This window comes from Limnoraphis robusta CS-951, from assembly GCF_000972705.2.
On record NZ_LATL02000154.1, the window covers coordinates 16,565 to 36,805 of the forward strand.

The window sequence follows — 20,241 nt, forward strand, 5'->3', positions numbered from 1 at the left end:
ACTGCATAACTGAAAACTGATCGCTACAAAACTGGTCACTGGTCACTGATCACTGATCACTGAAATTGAGTAATCCCAACGAACGGAGAGTAACATCATGTCTCAGAACGTCGAGAATATTAAAGATCACGTAGAGTTATTTCGCCAGCCCGAATACCAAGAGCTGTTTGCCAACAAGCGGGAAGTTGAAGGAATGCCCGCTTCTGAGGAAGTTGATAAAGTTGCAGAATGGACGAAATCCTGGGAATACCGCGAAAAGAACTTTGCTCGTGAAGCGCTGACTATCAACCCCGCAAAAGCTTGTCAACCTTTAGGTGCGATTTTAGCGGCCGTTGGTTTTGAAGGTACACTGCCTTTCGTTCATGGTTCTCAAGGTTGTGTGGCTTACTTCCGTACTCACTTCACTCGTCACTTCAAAGAACCCTTCAGTGCGGTTTCGAGTTCGATGACTGAAGATGCAGCCGTTTTCGGTGGTCTGAAGAACATGATTGATGGGCTACAAAACTCCTATGCCCTCTACAAACCGAAAATGATTGCTGTCTGCACCACCTGTATGGCAGAGGTAATCGGAGATGACTTAGGTGCCTTCATCGGAAACGCTAAAGCAGCAAACGCCATCCCTGAAGATTTACCTGTTCCTGCTGCCCATACGCCCAGCTTTGTCGGTTCTCATGTCACAGGTTATGACAATATGCTCAAGAGCATTCTGTCAGATCTGACCGAAGGCAAAAAGAAAGAAACCAAAAACGGCAAAATCAACTTCATTCCTGGCTTTGAAACCTACATGGGCAACCTGCGGGAACTGAAGCACATCATCTCTGCGATGGGAATTGATGCAACGATTTTAGCCGACAACGAACTCTATTTGGATTCTCCGAATACAGGTGAATTCAAGATGTACCAAGGTGGTACAACTCTAGAAGATGCGGCTGACTCCATCAATGGTGAATTTACCTTCGCTCTACAAGCTTATCCCACCGTTCAAACTCGCAAATATATCGAGAAGAAATGGAAGCAAGACACAGCCGTTGCTCGTCCTTGGGGCGTTCGCGGAACTGATGAGTTCTTGATGAAGTTGTCTGAAGTTAGCGGAAAACCAATTCCTGAAGAACTCGAACTCGAGCGGGGTCGTGCAGTTGACGCCATGACAGATTCTCAAGCTTGGGTTCATGGTAAGCGCGCTGCTATTTATGGTGATCCCGATTTAGTGATGGGAATGTTGCAGTTCATGCTGGAAATGGGGATTGAACCTGTTCACATTCTTGTTACCAACACCACCAACGAATTTGAAGAAGAAGCGAAAGCACTACTTGCTTCTAGTCCTCATGGTCAACAAGCGACCATTTGGGGCGGCAAAGACCTCTGGCATTTACGCTCACTGCTGTTTACTGAACCCGTTGACTTCTTCATTGGAAATTCCTACGGTAAATACCTGTGGCGCGATACCAAGATTCCTTTAGTTCGTATTGGTTATCCGATCTTTGATCGTCATCACCTGCACCGCTATTCAACAATTGGTTATTCCGGTGCGATTAACCTGCTGAACTGGATTGTCAATACAATCTTTGAAGACTTAGATCGCAGCACCAGCATCGTTGCGAAAACCGACATCTCCTTCGACTTGGTTCGTTAATCGCTCACTAGGTTAGCCCGCCAAAAAGCGGGCTTCCTACACAGTGAACAGTAATCAGTAAACAGTGACCAGTGAAAAGAAAATATTGATAACTGATAACTGTTAATCGATAACTGAAAACACTGATCACTGATAACTGTAAACTGATTACTGTAAAAGAGGTTGCTATGGCAATCACTCATACCCACCAAGCTAATACTTATTCTACCCCTTCATCTCCGGCCAAACCTAAACTTGACCTTTTGGCTCCCTTACGCCGTTGGGTAGACCTAATCGAAGTCAAAAACGCCAACTACGCTCACATCATCTGCCGACTGATTCCTTGTGATTGTCCATTTGACCGTGATATTGCTCTATTCGGACGCAAGCTGTTTCATATTCCACCCTTATGTGAATTGAATCCTCTCTATAACGAGTTTGTCGGTTTGCGTTTCCGGGCTTTGAGTTACCTAGCCGATGAATGCGGTGAAGACATCTCCCAATACATTTGTTGATGGGTTTAACAGCGTAAAACTGATAACTGTAGACGATACATCCCTGCTATGAAACTCACCCGAGGCAAAATCACAGAACTGGTTAACGAGCCAGGTTGCGAACATAATCATTCTCACGCCGGACAACCCAACAAGAAAGCCTGTAAACAACAAGCTCAACCTGGAGCAGCTCAAGGGGGTTGTGCCTTTGACGGAGCCTCTATTGCGCTTGTACCGATTACTGATGCAGCACACCTGGTTCATGGCCCTATTGCTTGTTCAGGAAATTCCTGGGGAAGTCGGGGCAGTCTTTCATCGGGTCCCGTGACCTACAAAACTGGGTTTACGACTGATTTAACAGAAAACGATATCATTTTTGGCGGTGAAAAGCGACTCTATCAAGCGATCGCTCAAATCGTTAAACATCATCAACCCGCAGCAGTTTTCGTCTATTCGACCTGTGTGACAGCTCTGATAGGAGATGATCTTGATGCCGTTTGTGAAGCAGCCGCTCAAAAATTTGGTAAGCCTGTGATTCCCGTTCATGCGGCGGGTTTCGTAGGGAGCAAAAATCTGGGGAATCGACTGGCAGGAGAAGCTTTACTTGACCATGTAGTGGGTACTGCTGAACCTGAGTATACCACACCTTACGATATTAATCTCATCGGTGAGTACAATATTGCTGGGGAAATGTGGAATGTGATTCCGTTGTTGGAAAAGGTTGGCATTCGGGTGTTATCAAAAATCACCGGAGATGCTCGTTATCAAGAAATCTGCTACGCCCACCGTGCCAAGTTGAATGTGATGATCTGCTCGAAAGCGTTGATCAATATGGCGCGGAAGATGGAGGAAAAATACGGCATTCCTTTCATCGAAGAGTCTTTCTACGGCATTGACGATATGAATCGTTGTCTGCGAAATATTGCCGAGAAGTTTGGCGATCCAGCCTTGAAACAACGGGTAGAAAAACTGATTGCTTCAGAAAATGCAGCCCTTGACCAAAAGCTTGCGCCCTATCGAAGCAGACTCAAAGGTAAACGGGTTGTGTTGTATACCGGAGGAGTTAAGAGTTGGTCGATTATTTCGGCAGCGAAGGATTTAGGGATTGAGGTGGTTGCCACTAGCACGAAGAAAAGCACCGAAGAAGATAAGGCTCGCATTAAGCAATTGTTGGGTAAAGATGGAATCACGATTGAAAAAGGCAGTCCGCAAGAATTGCTGAAAGTGATTCAGCAAACGGGAGCGGATTTGTTAATTGCTGGAGGTCGTAACCAATATACGGCATTGAAGGCTCGTGTTCCTTTCCTTGATATTAACCAAGAACGCCATCATGCTTATGCGGGTTACGAGGGGATGATTGAGATGGCTAAAGAACTTGAAGAAGCGCTTTACTCCCCGATTTGGGAACAACTTCGGACTCCCGCACCTTGGGAAACTGGGAAGGGTGAACAGTCACCAGTGACCAGTGACCAGTTAACAGTGACCAGTTAACAGTGACCAGTTAACAGTGACCAGTGAATATTGATAACTGCATAACTGCAAACTGTAAACTGTCTCCCTACTCCCCTGTTCCTCGTTCCCTGGTAGAAGATATGACAACTATTACTCAACCGAAAAAAGCGGCGGCTGTTAACCCTTTAAAATTGAGTCCTCCTCTGGGTGCGTCTCTGGCATTTCTGGGGTTGAAGGGAATGATTCCTCTGTTTCACGGTTCTCAGGGTTGTACAGCGTTTGCCAAAGTGATTTTAGTGCGTCACTTCCGAGAAGCGATTCCTCTGTCTACGACGGCTATGACGGAAGTTAGCAGCATCTTGGGCGGAGAGGAAAATATAACGACTGCGATCTTAACTTTGGTTGAGAAGGCAAAGCCCGATGTGATCGGTCTGTTGACGACAGGCTTAACGGAAACCCGGGGGGATGATATGCAACGCATCCTCAAGGATTTCCGCATCCAGCACCCAGAGTTAGATTGGTTGCCGATTATTTCGGTTTCGACTCCCGATTATAAAGGGGCAATGCAAGATGGTTATGCGGCTACCGTTGAGGAGATTGTCACCACTTATTACGGGGCTTTCGTAGAATCCGAGGATATTATACCAAACTTGTCGAGCGAAGTCAAGGCTAGGGTAACAATTTTAGCGGGTTCGCTCCTGGGGCCGGGTGACGTTGAAGAAGTGAAGGCTATTGTTGAAGCCTTTGGGTTAACGCCTGTGATGATCCCCGATTTGTCGGGATCGATGGATGGGCATCTCGATGATGGGTTCAACAGTGTAACCACTGGAGGAACCTCGTTAGATGATTTGCGCCGTCTGGGGGAATCAACGTTTACTTTAGCGATCGGCGAAAGTATGCGGAAGTCGGCGGATGCTTTGAAGCAAAAGTTCGGGACCAATTACGAAGTGTTTCCGCGCTTAAGCGGTTTGCAGGCGATGGATCGGTTTTTGTTGCGTCTGTCGAAGATTGTTCACTCCCGCCAAGATGCTCATTTTGTTCAGCCCTATGAGGTGCCGGAGAAGTTCAATCGTCAACGACGTCAGTTGCAGGATGCGATGTTAGATACGCATTTCTATTTTGGTCGCAAGCGCATTTCATTGGCAATGGAACCGGATTTGCTGTATCAAACCAGTTGGTTGCTACATGAAATGGGCGCTGAAATTCAAGCGGCTGTGACGACAACTAAATCTCCGTTACTGGAAAATTTACCAATTGAATCGGTGACGATTGGCGATTTAGAAGACTTTGAAAATTTAGCAGTTGGATCAGACTTGTTGATTACAAACTCTCACGGGAGAGCCATTGCTGAACGACTCAAGATTCCTCTTTATCGTATGGGTTATCCAATTTTTGATCGTTTTGGAAATGGTCAAAGATGTTTAATTGGTTATCGCGGAACGATTCAGTTTCTGATGGATTTAGGTAATCTTTTTATCGAGGCTGAAGAATCCTAAAATCAAAATTAAAAGTGGAAAATACCTGCTTTTAATTCGATAAAATCCAAAGGAATAGCCCCGATATCTATTGACTTAATAGAGTCTATATTCTCGCCAATGTTTCTGACAAGAGTTGCGAATCATTCACCTCCTACACTGCATCGTAAGACCTAGAACTATGATTCATCTTGAAGCCATTTCCCACTCCAATTCTTCTCTGTTAAATTCTGCTTTTGTCAGAGAGATCGTTAAACAAGTTCGTGTTCAAGATACGACAGTTGCTGATCAAAATTTTTCTGATGAATTATTGCTAAAATCTTTAATAGGCTATTCGACTTTAGGGGCGGATAACGATATCCCAAGCCTACAAAAGATTTCAGCTTTTTATCGGGCAGTAGCTTCTCGTCTTGAGCAAGAAACGGGTCAAAGGGTTGAGATCTTTATCAATCTCGGTCAAGATGATATCGGTTGGATTCTGGTCTTTTGCGGTCGCCTCTTGGTGATTTCTCAGTTCTTGCGAGATACCGATAGCTTTCGTTTTGAATCAGTGGAACATCTCACCTACGAAGGTGAAAGGGTGATCCAAAATGCTTTAGAACGAGCTAGAGAATATTTTGACTTTCCAGCCCGAGGGCTGTCTGTTCCCTTAAAAAGAGCAAGCTAAAGGAGGTATGAAATGAAAGTTGCTTTCGCAACCTGCGATCAAGTTCACATCAATGCTCATTTTGGATCAGCGAAAAAAATTGATGTTTACGATGTTTCAAAAGAGGGTTATAATTTTTCAAATACCCTGGAATTTGATGATAATCTAAAAGAAGATGGGAATGAAGATAAGCTAGTTCCCAAAATCGAGGCACTATCCGACTGCACTCTAGTTTATGTTTCAGCGATTGGAGGCAGTGCGGCGGCGCGTTTAATTCGCAAAAAAATAACGCCCGTGAAAGACCCGGATGAAGAGGAAATTACGGCAATTCTGGATAAGTTAGTCAAAACTCTCAATGGCAATCCGCCGCCGTGGTTGCGGAAAGTCATCCAGCAAGAAGAAGAAAAATTCTCTTACGCTGGTCTTGAGGAAGAAGACGAATAAATCCCTTCATCCGGGTCTTCTATCTTCCTAAAAGTTTGTACTGACGTGTTGATGCCACGTCTTTACAAAATAGACATTCAATTTGGATGTCTTTGCTCCGAGCCTAATATAGTAATGACGAACAAACCAACTATGAGTTCAACACAAACTGCTACCCGCGAATCCAGTACCAATATTGTTGAATCCAATCCATTGTTACAGGCGCTAGTCCAACAAATTCGCGCTCAAGATCACTACGGTGTTTATCGCAGTTGGTCAGATGAGTTAGTTCTCTCTCCTTTTATTGTCACCAAAGACAAAAAACGCTCAATTTCGCTTGAGGGAGAAGTCGATCCCGCCACCCAACTTCGGATTCTGTGTTTTTATAGAGCTGTAGCGGCTTGCGTCGAAACAGAAACCGGAAAACTTTGCCAAGTAGTGATTGATTTAAGTCACGAAGGGTTTGGTTGGGCATTAGTTTGGACAGGTCGCCTGATTGTGATTAACCGCACGCTGCGGGACGCTCAACGTTTTGGTTTTGATTCCTTGGAAAAATTAGCAGCCCAAGGTGAAAAACTGGTTCAATCCGGTATCGAGAGCATTGAAAAGTTTGCGGATGCTGCTAAAGCTTAAATGTTCTCACAGAGAAAAGGAAATTATTTTCTTTTTCAGACTTCTAAGTTACAGCATGATTAGGAGTTGATGGAATGACTCACACGACTGAAATTCCAACGACCGAAGCTGTTGAGGAACTGAAAACCAAAATCAAACGCCTCAATAGCCAAGCAGGTCAAATGAAAATGGATCTGCATGATCTCGCAGAAGGTTTACCTACCGATTTTGAAAAGCTGCAAGAAGAAGCAGCGAAAACTTACGAAGTGTTTCGTGAGTTATCTGATCTCAAAAAACAACTCAAAACCTGGGAGGCTCAACTCAAATGACTTCTACAACTTCGACACCTAAAAGCTTCGCTGAATTCAAGAAACTCAGAGATGCCGAAGAATTTTTTATCTTCTTTGAGTTGCCCTACGATCAAACTTTTGTCAACGTCAATCGTCTTCATATTTTAAAACAGTTCTCTCTGTTAATTGTAGAAATTGACAAGGTATTTCCCGATCTGAGCGAAGCGGAAAAACTAGACAAATACAAGCTCGCTCTAGAGGAAGCCTATGAAGTCTTTAAGACGTCTAGCCCGCTCGAAACCAAACTCTTTAAAGTCTTCAAAGACGCACCCAAAAACGTTGTATTAACCAAAGACATCGGTACTGAGTCATAATCATCATGGGCGGATTAGAACTGACACCAACAGAACTCGAACGTTATCGCCGACAAATGCAACTTCCCGGTTTCGGAGAAGCTGGACAAGCCAAACTGAAAGCCTCAACTGCTCTGGTTTCAGGCGTGGGTGGATTGGGGGGAACCGTCGCACTTTACCTCGCAGTCGCTGGGATTGGTAAATTAATCCTAGTCCGGGGAGGAGACTTGCGCCTCGATGACATGAACCGTCAAATCTTGATGACTCATGATTGGGTCGGTCAACCGAGGGTGCTAAAGGCGAAGGAAACCCTATCTCAAATCAATCCTGATGTCGAAATTGAGGCGATTGCGGAATTCATTACGTCGGATAATGTCGATGGGTTGGTTCAACGCTCTGATCTGGCTCTAAGTTGCGCTCACAACTTTGATGAACGGGATTTACTCAACGCTGCTTGTGTGTTGTGGGATAAACCCATGATTGAAGCAGCGATGAGTGGAATGGAGGCTTACCTCACGACCATTATCCCTCGTCAAACCCCCTGTCTATCGTGCATCTTTCCTGAAAAACCCCAGTGGGATCGGTGGGGATTTGGGGTTTTGGGTGCGGTTTCAGGAACCCTGGCTTGTCTAGCCGCGCTGGAAGCTGTCAAGTTGATTACAGGGTTAGGAGAAACTCTAAACGGGCAACTTCTAACGATGGATTTAGGGAACGCTAAATTTACGAAACTTCGCGCTTACCATGATCCTAACTGTCAGATTTGTGGTCAAGGCAAATCTGATCAAGCGAGATCGGCAAGTGAGCTTTTGTACCCTTCATTGGAGAGGCTAGCCTGCTAACAAGCGCAAACTTCCCCTTCTCACCCTTCAGGAGACTAAGATGAGTGTTATTTTGACAGAAAAAGCTGCTTTTAGGCTTCGGACTTTTGTACGAGGCAGTGCAGGTGGCACTGAGGCTCAAAAAGGTGTTCGTCTGGCTGTGGTTGATGGCGGTTGCAATGGTTATGAATATTCAATCGATATTACCAGCAATCCCAAGCCAGATGATCTAACCTTCGAGCAGGACAAAGTAAGTATCTATGTCGATCCGAAAAGTGCGCCGCTTTTGGATGGGATTGTGATTGACTTTGTTGAAAGTTTGACGCAAAGCGGGTTTGTCTTCAAGAACCCGAATGCAACTGAAACCTGTGGCTGTGGTAAATCCTTTGCCGCAGGTGATTGTACCCCTTCTGCTACACCTTGTAGCTAAGGTTCAAAGTCTGATGTTTTGAGCGTATTGAACGCTAAAAAAACCCAAAACCGCTCGACCAACTTTTGGAGATTATTATTATGACTGCAACCTACAAAGTTCGCCTGATCAAAGGCAGCAAGAAAAAGCCTCCAGAAAAGGATGTAACGATTGAAGTTCCAGAAGATGTTTATATCCTAGATGCGGCTGAAGAACAACTAGAAGACTTTGAATTACCTTCTTCTTGTCGTTCTGGTGCTTGTTCTAGTTGTTTAGGTCGCATTGAAGAAGGAGAAGTTGATCAAGAAGATCAAAGCTTCCTCGATGACGAACAATTAGAAAAGAAATGGGTTTTGCTTTGTGTAGCTTATCCTCGCTCTGATTGCACGATTAGAACCCATCAAGAAGCTTATCTCGGCTAATTTTTAAACGGATAGGGAGTGGAAAAACGGATAATTAAGGGTGACTCATAACGGGTTCCCATCCGTTTTTCCTGATCAACATTCGTTTCTCATCAAATGAGCGACTACAAGATTTAAAACCTGTTGAAAGTTGTAGTCTTAACAACTTACTGAAACTTTCAGCAATTATCTATTATCTGAATCTCGTTCAGATTAACTCCAAAATGAAGTTCAAGTTAAGTAAACTCCGCTCTCACTTCACCCTAGAATGTCGATTCAGCTTCAACTTCTCTGAAATCACATGAAGGCTTAATGAACTAGGGTAATAGTCAGCCGAGTGAAGGAGATCGGATCTTGTAATGTGAAGGTTAGGGCTAATGGAAATTCGGTGGAAAAAGTTCTTCATCAAAACTGGCATTTGGGTAGCAACCGAAGTTTGGCTAAATGTCTTAGGCCTTGATAACTTGGCTGATTATAGTGAGTTTCTCGTTGATCAAGAGTTAGAAAAAGAACTCGCTCTCAAAAATCATCGCACGATCAAAATTTCTAATTTTCCTCCTCAATATTGTAAAGCCATTCAAGAATTTTGTCCGATTACTACGGTCAAAGAGCTGAATGAGACTTCTAAATATGAGGATTTTCAGCATCGATTTAATACATTTGAAAACAAATGTAAGAAGCTGAAAAATCCTTGTACGAAGGTTTGGTGTTTACCCTATGTAAGACCAAGTTGGCTTACCTATCAACGTCTATGATGATTAGTCGTGACTATCTCGTTCAAGAGTTTGTTCATCTTGTCGAGAATTACTATCCTGAAGCCGGAAAGGTTTTAGACTGGTGTTATGTCAAAGTCCTTGAATGCTATCTTGAACGTTCAGGCAAACAATTCTACTATCTCGGGATTTACTATCCTCAAGAAAGAAGACGAGAATTGCTTGCCCAACAAGAAGCATTCAAGGATATTGCTGAAAATATGGGGTTAATTGAGGTCGTTTGTATTAATTCAACACGTCTCATTCGTGACCCCATGTCAAAACTTAAAAAAGATAATCCTCGATTTTGGTTAGAGTTGTATTGGATTTCAACCCAAGACCATTTTTTGACTAACTAATCTTTTGTTCTTAGTTAGGTTATCTCTCGTGATTATCTTTTATCTGTGTTTGTCTATTGCTGTCGTTGCTACAGTATTCCTGAAGCTTGCTGACCCGGATGAAATTCATACTATTTTGGTGATTTTATCTGGATGTGTGATTCTGGGTTGTGGATTTTTACTCGCTCCACTCTTCATGAAGCTTCTGATTTCTCTAACGATTCTAGTCATCTGTCAACGAATCTACGAGACTACGCTCAAACTTTAACTTTACTTTTTCCATCGTCAACTGCTCCGTGTTCTCCTTCTGGACACGGAGTTTTATATTGGGTACTTTAAAACTCAATTTGAGCTTGTTATTTACTCTTTCAATAGAATAGATCAATAAGACTTAGAAATTCAGTAGTCTAATTAACGATTTTCAGAGATTATTTCTTGGGTGACTGATATTTATCAGGGTTATTTTTCCGATCAACTAATTATTACTTTAGTTTAGATTTCTGTATCAAAAAATACAAAAACTTAAAAAAATCTCCTTTAAGATAGCAAGCGTGTTTTACATTTGTTAAATAAACTAGCACCTGAATGAATCGTCGCCGCATCATCAACCTGGCTTGTGGGTTTGTCTTTTCCTTGCTATTAGCTGTTGGCTGTAGTCAAACTAGCCCACAAACCTCAGCACAAACTGAATTAATCATTTCCGCCGCCGCCAGTCTTACCGACGCGATGAACGCCATTCAACCCCTTTATCAGCAGGAAAACCCCGAAGTTAAACTGACTTATAATTTTGGCCCTTCTGGTTCCTTGCAACAACAAATTGAACAAGGCGCTCCCGTTGATGTGTTTATTTCTGCTGCCCCTAAACAAATGAACGACTTAGAAGAAAAAGGACTATTACTGTCAGGAACTCGCAAAGATTTATTGAAAAATGCTATAGTTCTGATTGTTCCAAAGGCTAATCCTAAAGTGAAAACCTTCCAAGATTTGATGAATGGTAAAGTCGGGAAAATTGGCATTGGTGAACCCGAAAGTGTTCCAGCAGGGAGGTATGCTAAGGAAGTCCTAACCTCTATGAATATGTACGATAAACTTCAGCCAAAATTGGTTTTTGCTAAAGATGTGCGCCAAGTTTTGACCTACGTTGAAACCGGAAATGTTGATGCGGGAATGGTTTATACAACTGATGCAAAAATTTCTGATAAAATCTCCATTGTTGCTACAGCACCCGCCGGATCACATTCTCCGATTATTTATCCAATTGCTGTTATTAAAGATAGCAAAAACCCTGAAGCCGCTAAAGGATTTGTTAGCTTTTTATCCAGTAATACTGCGAAATCTGTATTTGAACGCTATGGTTTTGGGTTAGCCAATTAATTCCGGGTGTAAGCCAATTAATTCCGGGTGCAAGCCTTGCACCCCTACGAAGTTATCTAACCTTATAAATAGATTCATGTTTGAAGAAATTTTTTCTGATTTATCTCCCGCCTGGATTTCCTTTCGAGCTGCAATTATTTCCACTATTATCACTTTCTTTTTAGGGATAATTGCGGCTCGTTTAATGTTCAGTTATCGCGGCAAAGGCAAAGGATTAATTGATAGTATTTTAACCGCTCCTCTCGTTTTACCGCCAACCGTTGTGGGTTTTCTGCTCTTACTTTTATTTGGCCGAAATGGGCCTTTTGGAAAATTTTTTGCAAGCCTTAACTTTTCTATAATTTTCACTTGGTATGCGACTGTTATTGCTGCGACAGTCGTTGCATTTCCCTTAATGTATAAAACGGCTTTAGGTGCGTTTAAACAAATTGATAGCAGCTTATTAGCCTGTGCGAGAACGTTAGGCGCTTCTGAATGGACGATTTTTTGGCGAGTCATGCTTCCCCTTGCTAAACCTGGATTATTCTCAGGAACAATGCTAGCTTTTGCTCGTTCTTTGGGTGAATTTGGGGCAACTTTAATGTTAGCAGGAAGTATTCCCGGACGCACTCAAACCATCCCCGTTGCTATCTTTTTTGCGGCTGAAGGTGGCAGAATGGATGTAGCTTTTGCCTGGGTTGTGGTTATTTTAGTCATTTCTTTAGGCATTATTACGGCGGTCAATTGGTCAGAAGAATCGAGTTATATAAAAGGTGTAAAAGCCCAAAAATTAAAAGATCCTTTGGGGAATTATGGATATCGTTACCTTCATATTTCTGAGACAATTTCCCAACCAGAACTCCTTGTTAATATCCAAAAACAACTGCAAAATTTTGTTTTAGATGTGTCTTTCAGTACCCACAATCAACCATTAGGGTTGTTAGGCGGTTCTGGTGCCGGGAAAAGCTTTATTTTGCGCTGTATTGCGGGTTTAGAAACACCAGATCGCGGTCAAATTATCCTCAACGGACGGGTACTTTATGACTCCGAACGAGGGATTAATTTACCCAGTTCTCAGCGAAATATTGGCTATTTATTCCAAAATTATGCACTATTTCCTCATCTAACGATAGCTGAAAATATTGCGTTTGCTTTACCAAAAGGGTTATCTTCTAGTATAATTAAACAACAGGTGGAACGACAGCTTATTTCTGTTCAATTAGGCGGAATGGGCGATCGCTATCCTCGTGAACTTTCCGGGGGTCAACAGCAACGGGTGGCGTTAGCGAGGGCGTTAGCGAGTCAACCGGAAGCATTATTGCTGGATGAACCGCTTTCAGCGTTAGATACTCATCTGCGTGATCAAGTCGAAAAATTGATTATTTCAACGGTTCAGCATCACGATGGAGTAACATTATTTGTAACTCACAATTTAGAAGAAGCCTATCGGGTTTGTGAGAATTTATTAGTGATTGATAGCGGTGAAATTGTCGCTCAAGGAAGCAAACAAGACATCTTTGAACATCCCTCTGTTTTTAGAGTCGCACAATTAACCGGATGTAAGAACTTCTCACCTGCTGTTGTTGTGAATAAACATCAAATTGAAGCGATTGACTGGGGATGTATTTTACAAACCGTTGAACCGATTCCTGATACCCTTTCTCATGTCGGATTTCGCGCTCATCAATTTACCTTTCTAGAAGACAAAAATCATCCCAATACTTTCCCCTGTTGGCTAGCGATGACCAGTGAAACCCAACACCGCATGACACTTTTCCTGAAACTTCATCGACCCTCAAATAGTCCTGAAGATTATCATTTACAAGCAGAAGTTTTTAAGGAAAAATGGGAAAAATTTAAAAATCGTCCGTTTCCTTGGTTTGTTCATCTTGCTCCCGATCGCTTACTTCTTCTCAGTCCAAGCCCTGAAAAAATGAGTAAAATGAACACTTCCGATCAAAATATAAAAGTGATGGAAATTAAGAATTGATCAAAAAATAAAGCGTTAGAGGGTTAATCAAATGGTAGGTTGGGTTGAGGAACGAAACCCAACAAAGGGTTATGAAAACCACAAAAAAAGTAGTAGCTTCGGTTGAGGAACGAAACCCAACAAAGGGTTATGAAAACCACAAAAAAAGTAGTAGCTTCGGTTGAGGAACGAAACCCAACAAAGGGTTATGAAAACCACAAAAAAAGTAGTAGCTTCGGTTGAGGAACGAAACCCAACAAAGGGTTATGAAAACCACAAAAAAAGTAGTAGCTTCGGTTGAGGAACGAAACCCAACAAAGGGTTATGAAAACCACAAAAAAAGTAGTAGCTTCGGTTGAGGAACGAAACCCAACAAAGGGTTATGAAAACCACAAAAAAAGTAGTAGCTTCGGTTGAGGAACGAAACCCAACAAAGGGTTATGAAAACCACAAAAAAAGTAGTAGCTTCGGTTGAGGAACGAAACCCAACAAAGGGTTCTGGAAGAATGAGGGCGAAACTTACAGATCACATCAATTCATTCAATTACTTAGAAACCGGCTCGACTGGTTTTGCTTGTTCTATATCTTCTACATCTTCTGAGGAGAAGGTGAGAAAATTACCAAAAACTCCAATGGTTTGATAGCGGTGATCGACTAAATCTGTGGTATAAATGCTAAACAGTACCGCATTCTGACGCTGAGTTGAATTATCAATATATTTCTTAATCGTTCCCCGTTGAGTCGTCAACAAAGATTGACAAGCATCAACTAAAGATCCTGAAATCCCACTCAACAGATCAGGGACATTAGATTCCTTACACCAGTTTTCTTTTGCTTCTGCTGCTAATCTACCCGAAGCATAATTCAAATATTCTTCTCGTTCGGGATTGGTCAGATACATGGTACCGGCTAAAATGGCTAATACAATCGCGCCTTTGCCAAAAAAATCACCCCAATTCGGCTTAAACCCGCCCGAATTATCTTTTTTCCGATCAAAAGTCCCTAACATTTGAGATATTCCCCTACTTTAACGCTTTACTTTAACCTTATCCTTCATTTCCAAGTTAGTCAATTCCGGATATAAACCCGAGTTGAGGAAGGATGAGGGATGAATGATTCAAGGTCTGTGTCCCCATCCTTTGCCGTTAAGCAAATCTCCTCATCCCATTGTTTCTAATTTTCTGCTTGACCCGATTTGATGTGATTGATTTGCTGTTGTAACTCGTCAATTTGACGCCGTAACGTCTCGACTTCATCAGTAGATTCTTCGACTTCGACTTCAACAACCCCTTCAGAAACCGTTTGTTTATAGTTTCCTAAACGAATTTGTCGATAGTCCTCAGAATTTGCCCAATCCCGTAAATATTGAAGACGTTCAACGGGGAAAGGATGAGTTAACATTCCCCCTTGACCGCCGTTATACAGCAAAAATTTATACACTTGATTTAAACCATCGCTATCAAGATTCTGATACTGTTCAGATTGACGCATAAACTCATCCAAAGAACATTCAGAAGCGTATTTACCACTGACTCCTGCCATCGTCATCATCGACTGAGTAACACATTTTAGATCATCTGTTACCAACAACGCCGCCCGGTCAGCCGAAAGTTCTGCTTTGCGTCGCCATTCATAAAAAGCATAAATCAATCCACTGCTGACTAAATTCCCTAATCCCATTGTCATTTCTCCAATGGTCGAAGCCACACCCATCGCCCAAATAGCCATCTGATTTAAAATCGGATGACCACACTTAATATGTCCGAGTTCATGGGCTAAAACGGCTCGTAATTGGGCTTGATCGACGAGATCTAATAAACCTGTATTCAGGACAATATAGGGACGTTCTTGACCCAAAGCATAACTGTTGACCTGGGGATTTTGTGCTACAAATAAAACAGGTTCATTCAAGACATCGAGATCGCGGACACATTCGCGAAAAAGATGATAAATGCTGGCATATTGACGCGGCCCGACTTGAATACTATTGCCCATCAGGTAAACGTATTGAGGCCGTTCATAGACAAATTCAACAAACTTACTGGCAATTAAATCAAACCCCGGAACACTGCGGAGGGCAATTTCCGCTTGTTTGTCGAGGGGATGACGAAAGGCTTCACTTGAAATTCCGGTGTAAGTTGGCATAGGATGTGTAATACCATTTCTTTCTAATTATGCAGCTTTTTTCGATCCCCCCGCCTGCGGCTTCCCCCCTTACTAAGGGGGGCTGGGGGGATAAATTAGATGCAGCTTCATAAAGAATTGGTGTAAGGTTAAATTTAATATCAAAGACCAATCAGGCTGATCGCAGATAGAGATTTCGATCTCTTGGGTCTGACATTATTATGTTGACAAATTTCTCAAGGTAGCGGCAAATGATAGAAACAACAGTATTTTATTTCATGCAATGGAGGTATGGGTGAGTTATCCCCTGAAAATCGGTTCTGCGATCGCTTTTTTGATGACTACTGCTAGTTTAGCTGGATGTGGCTTAGTCTTCCATTCCATCCAGCGACAGGTGATAGAAGTAGCTTCTTATCTAACAGGTGTAATGGAAACAACCGCCCAAGCCGAAGCTTCTCCCAATTCGCCCAGTGTTCGCATGACGGCTTGTGTGGTGGAAGTGGCTGATGCTGAGGAGATTACCCAGCGTTCCCCCTCTATTTTTCTCTACCAAGAACAGGCGATGACGGATAAGCTCTATAAACCCTACCGTCAGCGTTTTTTACAGATTTCTCCCAGTGCCGATAGTCAGAAGGTGGAGTCGGCGACGTTTATCCCTCCTAAGCCCGAAGCCTGGGCTAATTTATGTAACAAACCCCAGTCCGAACGTCAGGTTACGGTTAAGGATATTGGGGAGTATCGCTGTAGTGTTTTTCTGGAGTTGGCGGGTTCTCGATATATTGGGAAAACCCAACCCGATGGTTGTCCCGTTAATTATCGAGGTGCTGTCAAAGTCACCAATAGTATCACTTTGGACGCCGAAAGCATGGATACTTTGGATCGCGGATACGACCAAGAGGGAAATCAGATCTGGGGCGCTGAAAATCAACCCTATCAATATCGACGTATCAAGTCCAACTAATTGCAGTTATTCCCAATCCTTAAATATTTTAGGTGATGTATTTTAACAGTTTAGAATCAATATAACAATGCTTTATTTTGATACCATAACAAGGCAAGCTAGAGTTTGAAGTGAATCAAGGGAGAAAGAGCCATGATGCTCAAAGCCAAAGATATTATGACGACTGATGTCGTGACCATTCGCGGTTCAGACACCGTTGCTGAAGCAGTCAAGAAAATGAACTCTCAAGGACTGCGGGCTTTAATTGTTCAACGTCGCCACGACCAAGACGCTTATGGTATTGTCACCGAAACTGACATTATTTACAAAGTCGCCGCTTTCGGTAAAGACCCCAAACAGATGCGAGTTTATGAGATTATGACGAAACCCTGCATCGTCGTTAACCCTGACCTGGGTGTAGAATATGTGGCTCGTTTGTTTGCTCAGACTCACATTCATTTAGCACCCGTCATTCAAGATACCTTGCTCGGGGTGATTTCTATTAGTGATATCCTCAAAAAAGGTGATTTCGTCGAGAAGCCTAAAGCGCTTTTACTCGAAGATCGTATTCAAGAAGCCATTGTAGAAGCTCGGGCGACTTGTGCTGAAAACGGCCCAACTTCCAAAGAATGTGCTGCGGCTTGGGATATTGTAGAAGAATTACAAGCCGAAGCAGCACACCAAAAAGCTGAACGAATTGAGAAAACAGCCTTTGAGGTTTACTGCGACGAAAATCCAGATGCTTTTGAAGCTCGGGTTTACGATAATTAAAGTTTGTTCATCAATCTGATGGGCTGAAAGTGGATCTATTTGGAAATAAATTTGCATCTATCTCCAGATAGATCCATACCCAACCAAAAGTCTTATTTTGACAGGAATAGCGTCAATAATTTTCAGGAAAACCTAATATTTTATCAAGAGATACAACTGCGGATTTCGGATATAAACGGATCATTTAAATATAAGCTTATTCTCATCTTCGGAACCTTTTTTATTCCTCTATCGACAAAACAAAGAGGGTCAAACTAAAATAAACATAAACAACCGATAAAACGCTTAGGAGGCTAAGAAAATGAAATCTCAACTTTTAGGAATAGTTGGCATATTAATTCCTCTGGTTATTGTTGCTCCCTCTATTGCTCAACTGAATACTAACAACTCTGATGTCTTTCTCCGGGGAGAGGCGAGATCTTGTCAGGGATGTAATCTCCAAGGTGCTGATCTCAGTAATACCCGCCGTGTTAATGCTCAACTCCGACAAGCCGATCTCACAGGAGCCAATCTCAGCGATGGTTATTTTGAAGGCTCTTATTTTACCTGTGCTAATCTCAGCAAGTCCAATTTAAAAAATGCTGAATTTCCCTACGCAAACTTCGTTGATGCTAACCTCAGTGGTGCTGATTTGAGCGGTGCTGATTTGAGTAAAACTGATCTCAGTGGTGCCATTATAGATAGCACAACCAATCTAACAGGAGCAAACTTAGACGGCGCGAAACTCTGGGATGCAAAAACGATTTATACAAACGGAATGAATTTATCTAACATTCCCCGTAATGACAACATCGAACAACAACGAGTAAAATGTAATAATACTCGATAAACAGGATTCAGGTTGAGAGTTGACAAAAAAAGTAATGCTCCCTCCTGTTGGATAAACGTAGGAGGGAAATTGACCTCAATATTTGCAAAATCTCAAGACAATGTTAGTCTATCTCTAGATTGAACTATTCTTGTTAGAGTTAGGCTACAGAAGATGAAAACCAAAACCTCACCCCCACTCACTCCCGAACAATATCAAGCTAAAATCGAGACTGTTATTAACACTCTCAAACAAGACTTACCCACCCTGTTTGAGAAAGATATCTCCTACGAGATTTATACCTCAGACATTTACTTTACTGACCCTGTTAATACGTTTAAATGGAAATTTAACTATAGAATCATCTTTTGGACGTTGCGATTTCATGCGGGTTTATTTTTTCGCGAAATTTACTTTGATTTGCATCAAGTTCAACAAACCGCAGTTGATCTGATTACCGCAGACTGGACAGTAAGAGGAACCCTACGACTTCCCTGGAAACCGCAAATTTTCTTCAATGGTTCCTCCGCTTACCACCTCAACAACCAAGCTTTAATCTATCGCCATGAAGATACTTGGGATCGTTCTCCCCAAACAATTTTAAAACAGTTCTTTCAACGTCAGCCAAATTCAAACCCCGAAGAAAGATGAAAGTCGAAACATCCCCCAATTGGGTTCGGTTTTACTCACTATAACTTTGTTGGATTTTAGGTTAAACTAGGAACCACGTGAGCAATACATTTTTTCAAAAAATAAAAACGGTTAAAAATGCAAGATAAAAATCTGTCCAATCGAACTTCTGAGTTTTTCAACGATGCTTCATCCGACGGAAATGAACTGTTCAAATATCTTCAGTCGATGAACCCGGAAACCATCGCTCAACTTTCCAAACCCGATCCCGAAGTTGCTCAAATTATGGAACGTCGTCTCCATCAATTGTTGGGAGGTTTACCATCCGAACAGTTTGATGTTAGTATCACTACAAATCGTAAAAATTTGGGTCGTCTTCTGGCTTCGGCGATGATGAATGGTTACTTCCTCTACAATGCTAAACAACGCATGGACTTTGAAAAATCTATATCTGAGTCTCATTAAAGTATAATCAACAATGAGGTTCTTGAAAGGGAACCTTTATTTTTTCTAATTTTGAGAGCAAAATATGACTGATAATACTTTTGTGGTTTCCGCTTCTTGGTTAGTTAATCACCTCGATGATCCTGATGTTGTTGTTGTTGACTGTCGCTTTTCCTTAGCCGATGTAGAATTAGGACAGCGCCAATATCAAGAAGGTCATATTCCAGGAGCATATTATCTCGATCTAAACCGCGATCTTTCGAGTCCAGTTGCTCAACATGGCGGGCGTCATCCCCTCCCAGAGCCAACAAAATTGGCTCAAACTTTGAGCGAAATGGGGATTAATTCCGATACCCTTGTCGTGGCTTATGATGATTCTCGCTTTGCTTTTGCGGCTCGTTTGTGGTGGTTGTTGCGATACATGGGACATGAAAAAATCGCTCTTTTAAATGGAGGATTTAGTCATTGGAAAGCGGAAGGTTATCCGGTAAATAATACTCAAAGCACTCCTAAATTGGGTCAGTTTATTCCCCAAATTAATCCTGATTTTGTGGTTGATATTGAAACCGTGAAAGCGAGAAAAGATCAGCCAAAAGTTGCTTTAATTGATTCTCGTGAACCGGAACGCTATTTAGGAAAAACGGAACCCATTGATCCCATCGCCGGACATATTCCGGGTGCTGTTAATTATCCCTGGAAACAGGTGTCTGATGAAGCCGGATATGTTAAAATAGACCAACAAACTCAACGTTGGACTGATCTAAAAGATGCAGAAGAAATCATCGTTTATTGCGGTTCGGGAGTAACGGCTTGTGTGAATTTGTGGTCACTGGAAATGGCGGGAATTCATCAAGGAAAACTTTACGCTGGGAGTTGGAGTGATTGGTGTTCTTATTTGTTGACATACTCCCACCGTTAATTGCTAAAGCAATTCTTCCGGGGGATTCTTAGATTCACACCTAAAAGTTTCTGCTTCACAGACTCTTGGCTAGGCATTACTGCCCCCGCTAGATCGTCTCCACAGACATTTTCAGATACGCCATGCCCTAGCGCATATTCAATACCACGATTTCTGATCACCTGTGCGGCAGCCACATCCCTATTGGTTTTATATCCACATTCAGGAC

At 42.4% G+C, this 20,241-nt stretch carries 25 protein-coding genes and 1 pseudogene; 23 read left to right on the forward strand and 3 right to left on the reverse strand.

Going from position 1 to position 20,241, the window contains the following annotated elements:
• The first annotated feature begins 97 nt into the window (after positions 1-97).
• From nifK to modB, 17 genes are all read left to right on the forward strand, one after another.
• Positions 98-1,633, forward strand: coding sequence for a nitrogenase molybdenum-iron protein subunit beta (gene nifK, locus WN50_RS13655; RefSeq protein ID WP_046276699.1), 1,536 nt, complete (start codon positions 98-100; stop codon positions 1,631-1,633).
• 167 nt (positions 1,634-1,800) lie between these two features.
• Positions 1,801-2,127, forward strand: a complete 327-nt coding sequence (locus WN50_RS13660) for a Mo-dependent nitrogenase C-terminal domain-containing protein (protein ID WP_046276700.1) — start codon at positions 1,801-1,803, stop codon at positions 2,125-2,127.
• A gap of 48 nt (positions 2,128-2,175) precedes the next feature.
• Positions 2,176-3,597: a nitrogenase iron-molybdenum cofactor biosynthesis protein NifE gene (gene nifE / locus WN50_RS13665; protein ID WP_046276701.1), complete on the forward strand. Its 1,422-nt coding sequence runs from the start codon at positions 2,176-2,178 to the stop codon at positions 3,595-3,597.
• 101 nt (positions 3,598-3,698) lie between these two features.
• The gene (gene nifN / locus WN50_RS13670) at positions 3,699-5,054 is read left to right on the forward strand and encodes a nitrogenase iron-molybdenum cofactor biosynthesis protein NifN (protein ID WP_046276702.1); all 1,356 of its coding nucleotides are present in this window, start codon (positions 3,699-3,701) and stop codon (positions 5,052-5,054) included.
• A 160-nt stretch (positions 5,055-5,214) separates the two neighbouring features.
• On the forward strand, positions 5,215-5,700 hold the full coding sequence (locus tag WN50_RS13675; protein ID WP_046276703.1) for a DUF269 domain-containing protein: 486 nt from the start codon (positions 5,215-5,217) through the stop codon (positions 5,698-5,700).
• 12 nt (positions 5,701-5,712) lie between these two features.
• Positions 5,713-6,123, forward strand: a complete 411-nt coding sequence (gene nifX, locus WN50_RS13680) for a nitrogen fixation protein NifX (protein ID WP_049559465.1) — start codon at positions 5,713-5,715, stop codon at positions 6,121-6,123.
• A gap of 132 nt (positions 6,124-6,255) precedes the next feature.
• On the forward strand, positions 6,256-6,735 hold the full coding sequence (locus tag WN50_RS13685) for a NifX-associated nitrogen fixation protein (protein ID WP_082172436.1): 480 nt from the start codon (positions 6,256-6,258) through the stop codon (positions 6,733-6,735).
• A 74-nt stretch (positions 6,736-6,809) separates the two neighbouring features.
• Entirely contained in the window at positions 6,810-7,043 is a 234-nt protein-coding gene (locus WN50_RS13690) for a CCE_0567 family metalloprotein (RefSeq protein WP_046276705.1), read from the forward strand.
• Positions 7,040-7,378 carry a nitrogenase-stabilizing/protective protein NifW gene (nifW, locus tag WN50_RS13695; RefSeq protein WP_046276706.1) on the forward strand — a complete coding sequence of 113 codons (339 nt, stop codon included), beginning with the start codon at positions 7,040-7,042 and terminating at the stop codon, positions 7,376-7,378. The genes WN50_RS13690 and nifW overlap by 4 nt, the downstream gene beginning before the upstream one ends.
• 5 nt (positions 7,379-7,383) lie before the next feature.
• Positions 7,384-8,196 carry a HesA/MoeB/ThiF family protein gene (locus WN50_RS13700; RefSeq protein ID WP_046276707.1) on the forward strand — a complete coding sequence of 271 codons (813 nt, stop codon included), beginning with the start codon at positions 7,384-7,386 and terminating at the stop codon, positions 8,194-8,196.
• A gap of 40 nt (positions 8,197-8,236) precedes the next feature.
• Entirely contained in the window at positions 8,237-8,605 is a 369-nt protein-coding gene (locus WN50_RS13705; RefSeq protein ID WP_046276708.1) for a HesB/IscA family protein, read from the forward strand.
• A gap of 80 nt (positions 8,606-8,685) precedes the next feature.
• Positions 8,686-9,006, forward strand: a complete 321-nt coding sequence (locus tag WN50_RS13710) for a 2Fe-2S iron-sulfur cluster-binding protein (protein WP_046276709.1) — start codon at positions 8,686-8,688, stop codon at positions 9,004-9,006.
• A 356-nt stretch (positions 9,007-9,362) separates the two neighbouring features.
• Positions 9,363-9,740 carry a hypothetical protein gene (locus WN50_RS13715; protein WP_046276710.1) on the forward strand — a complete coding sequence of 126 codons (378 nt, stop codon included), beginning with the start codon at positions 9,363-9,365 and terminating at the stop codon, positions 9,738-9,740.
• Positions 9,737-10,096, forward strand: coding sequence for a hypothetical protein (locus tag WN50_RS34655; RefSeq protein WP_082172435.1), 360 nt, complete (start codon positions 9,737-9,739; stop codon positions 10,094-10,096). Before WN50_RS13715 ends, WN50_RS34655 begins: the two co-directional genes overlap by 4 nt.
• Positions 10,097-10,124: 28 nt before the next feature.
• Positions 10,125-10,343 carry a hypothetical protein gene (locus WN50_RS34045; RefSeq protein WP_152964803.1) on the forward strand — a complete coding sequence of 73 codons (219 nt, stop codon included), beginning with the start codon at positions 10,125-10,127 and terminating at the stop codon, positions 10,341-10,343.
• Positions 10,344-10,660: 317 nt separating this feature from the next.
• On the forward strand, positions 10,661-11,449 hold the full coding sequence (modA, locus tag WN50_RS13725) for a molybdate ABC transporter substrate-binding protein (RefSeq protein WP_046276711.1): 789 nt from the start codon (positions 10,661-10,663) through the stop codon (positions 11,447-11,449).
• A gap of 76 nt (positions 11,450-11,525) precedes the next feature.
• A complete protein-coding gene (gene modB, locus WN50_RS13730) occupies positions 11,526-13,418 on the forward strand; it encodes a molybdate ABC transporter permease subunit (RefSeq protein ID WP_046276712.1) in 1,893 nt (630 codons plus the stop codon).
• Between the two features lie 523 nt (positions 13,419-13,941).
• Here modB and WN50_RS13735 read toward each other — a convergent pair.
• Positions 13,942-14,406: a DUF4359 domain-containing protein gene (locus WN50_RS13735; protein WP_046279263.1), complete on the reverse strand. Its 465-nt coding sequence runs from the start codon at positions 14,404-14,406 to the stop codon at positions 13,942-13,944.
• A 164-nt stretch (positions 14,407-14,570) separates the two neighbouring features.
• Positions 14,571-15,542 carry a M48 family metallopeptidase gene (locus WN50_RS13740; protein WP_046279264.1) on the reverse strand — a complete coding sequence of 324 codons (972 nt, stop codon included), beginning with the start codon at positions 15,540-15,542 and terminating at the stop codon, positions 14,571-14,573.
• A 274-nt stretch (positions 15,543-15,816) separates the two neighbouring features.
• On the opposite strand from WN50_RS13740, the gene WN50_RS13745 reads away from it, so the two are divergent.
• The 6 genes from WN50_RS13745 to WN50_RS13770 all read left to right on the forward strand — a co-directional run bounded on the left by WN50_RS13745 (position 15,817) and on the right by WN50_RS13770 (position 20,033).
• The gene (locus WN50_RS13745) at positions 15,817-16,482 is read left to right on the forward strand and encodes a chromophore lyase CpcT/CpeT (protein ID WP_235440954.1); all 666 of its coding nucleotides are present in this window, start codon (positions 15,817-15,819) and stop codon (positions 16,480-16,482) included.
• Positions 16,483-16,614: 132 nt separating this feature from the next.
• Positions 16,615-17,232: a CP12 domain-containing protein gene (locus WN50_RS13750; RefSeq protein WP_046279265.1), complete on the forward strand. Its 618-nt coding sequence runs from the start codon at positions 16,615-16,617 to the stop codon at positions 17,230-17,232.
• Positions 17,233-17,533: 301 nt separating this feature from the next.
• The gene (locus WN50_RS13755) at positions 17,534-18,061 is read left to right on the forward strand and encodes a pentapeptide repeat-containing protein (RefSeq protein WP_046279266.1); all 528 of its coding nucleotides are present in this window, start codon (positions 17,534-17,536) and stop codon (positions 18,059-18,061) included.
• Positions 18,062-18,214: 153 nt separating this feature from the next.
• On the forward strand, positions 18,215-18,691 hold the full coding sequence (locus WN50_RS13760) for a C6orf136 family protein (protein ID WP_046279267.1): 477 nt from the start codon (positions 18,215-18,217) through the stop codon (positions 18,689-18,691).
• A gap of 117 nt (positions 18,692-18,808) precedes the next feature.
• Complete coding sequence (locus tag WN50_RS13765) at positions 18,809-19,135, forward strand: DUF760 domain-containing protein (protein WP_046279268.1); 327 nt, start codon at positions 18,809-18,811, stop codon at positions 19,133-19,135.
• Between the two features lie 64 nt (positions 19,136-19,199).
• Positions 19,200-20,033 (forward strand): sulfurtransferase, encoded by an 834-nt coding sequence (locus WN50_RS13770; RefSeq protein WP_046279269.1) that lies wholly within the window; start codon positions 19,200-19,202, stop codon positions 20,031-20,033.
• Here the strand turns inward: WN50_RS13770 and WN50_RS36215 are convergent.
• Positions 20,030-20,241, reverse strand: a pseudogene (locus tag WN50_RS36215) (hypothetical protein); the annotation flags it as partial. The gene WN50_RS13770 and the pseudogene WN50_RS36215 overlap by 4 nt on opposite strands.